The sequence below is a fragment of the Finegoldia magna genome (assembly GCF_018371055.1).
In the GTDB taxonomy this organism is placed as follows: Bacteria; Bacillota; Clostridia; order Tissierellales; family Peptoniphilaceae; genus Finegoldia; species Finegoldia magna_I.
On the sequence record NZ_JAGYZD010000285.1, the window covers coordinates 1 to 1,977 of the forward strand.

General features: G+C 31.4%; 3 protein-coding genes. All 3 read right to left on the minus strand.

Annotated features, from left to right (window positions below; all coding sequences use genetic code 11):
• Window positions 1–141: 141 nt before the first annotated feature.
• Window positions 142–402, minus strand: a complete 261-nt coding sequence (locus KHW44_RS09120; protein ID WP_002836732.1) for an HPr family phosphocarrier protein — start codon at window positions 400–402, stop codon at window positions 142–144.
• Between the two features lie 67 nt (window positions 403–469).
• On the minus strand, window positions 470–1,477 hold the full coding sequence (locus tag KHW44_RS09125; protein ID WP_094208790.1) for a LacI family DNA-binding transcriptional regulator: 1,008 nt from the start codon (window positions 1,475–1,477) through the stop codon (window positions 470–472).
• A partial coding sequence (locus KHW44_RS09130) for a diacylglycerol kinase family protein (RefSeq protein WP_369680532.1) occupies window positions 1,478–1,977 on the minus strand: 500 nt, incomplete at its 5' end.

Sequence of the window (1,977 nt, forward strand, 5' to 3'; positions counted from 1 at the left end):
CTTGGTGATTTTTTTGGTATAACCTAAGAACGCCTACCCGCATAGCGGGTAGTTTATTGTTTCGTTCGCAAGCGAACTCAACTGACTAAAGTCATCAACTAAAGCCGCCACAAAAGTGACGGCTATGAATTCTTGCTTTAATTAGTCTTCTAAATTTTCTATAAATTCAACTAGTTTTTTTAAGTTTTCTTCTTCGTTTTCACCATCTAATCTAACAGTGACTTCAGTATCTTGAGAAATACCTAAAGCCATAACGTTGAAAATAGATTTTGCGTTAGCTGTTTTACCATCTTTAATAAGTTCAACTTTACCATCAAAATTTTTAACAAATTGTACCAAAGATGCAGCTGGACGAGCATGCAAACCAGTTTCGTTTTTTACTATAACATTTTGTTCTACCATAATAATAATCCTCCTATGACTACTTTATTTATATCCTATTAATTGATTTTTTAAACAGGAAAATATTTTAATTGATATCTTTTACAGATTCTCTCTTCATTATTTGAGAACCTAATATTGCCTTTTCGTTGATAATTTTATTTTCTTTCAAAACCTTTACTAAAGTTCTCATAGATACAGCACCTATGTCATAATAAGGTTCTTGAACTGTAGTAAGAGTAGGTCTGTAAATACTTGTCATTGGTATATCGCCAAATCCAGATACGGAAATATCTTCTGGAACTTTCTTATTATTATCATAGCAATAATTTATAAATCCTATTGCTTGTGCATCTTCACTAAAACTTACGCAAGTTATGTCTTTCGAATCTTTCATTTCGAAAATCTTATCTCCTGCTTCGTAACCATCTTTAACTGAAACTCCTTCTGATGAAATTTCAATTTTTTCTATTTTCAAATCATCACAAGCTTGTCTGTATCCTTTAAGTTTTTCTTGACCTATTTCAGTATCTTGATTTTCTTTTACGAATAAAATTTTCTTGTGACCTAAATCATAAATATGATTAATCATATTTATCATGGCTTCTTTGTAGTCGATTTGTACTGTGTGCACGTCTTTTATATTCCAGAATTTATCCAATTGAATATAAGGAACAGTTTGATCTTTCAACTTGAATATAACCTCTGGTTCAATGTCTTCTGAAATCAAAATTATTCCTTCTACTTGCTTTGTAAACATGAAGTCTATAATCTTCTTTTCTTGTTCCAAATCTCCGTATGTAGAAGACAATAGTATATCGTATTTGTACATTCTTCCAATTTCTTCTGCACCTCTTACAATTTGTGCCATATATGGAATGCCGATATCTTTCACTACTACACCTATTAAATTGGACCTTTTCATTACTAAAGATCTTGCCAATTCGTTTGGTTTGAAGTCAAGTTTTTCAATTGCGTCTAAAACTTTTCTACGTGCTTCTGGACTTACAGGCTTGGAATCATTCATAACTCTAGATACTGTAGAAATTGAAACTCCAGCAAGTTTTGCTACGTCTTTAATTGTTGGTGATGACATTTAATCGCTCCTTACTAAAATATTTATTGGTTTATTATTAATCTCAACTTTCACTGGTAAATTTCCACCATATTCTCCATCCACATCTCCTGGAACTGTTTGATTAGATTCAATGGTTAAAGTATCAGTTTGAAAATATAATACATCTTCAGAGTAAATATGCTTTGAACTAAAAGCATCTATTAAAATCTGAGCAACTTCTTTAAGACGGGAATGCTTAATAATCAAAACGTCTAACTTTTGATCGTCAATTTTGGCTTGCGGGCAAATATTTTCAAATCCACCTACAGTATTTGAATTGGAAATAATCATAACAGGAGATTTTACTTCTAAATAATCATCCTTTGTTTTAATCTTCAATTCCATAGGTTGATTTAATGTGTTAGGAAGTTCTTTCAACCCTTCAACAATATACGCCAGCCTACCAAATATCGCTTTTTGAGCTTTATCGGTAACATAACTAACAGAAGCAATATTCCCAACTGCAAAAACATTGATAA

Bases quoted from the DNA above. Each gene is read 5' to 3' on its own strand.
- KHW44_RS09120 (WP_002836732.1), bottom strand. From the start codon at position 402: ATGGTAGAACAAAATGTTATAGTAAAAAACGAAACTGGTTTGCATGCT.
- KHW44_RS09125 (WP_094208790.1), bottom strand. From the start codon at position 1,477: ATGTCATCACCAACAATTAAAGACGTAGCAAAACTTGCTGGAGTTTCA.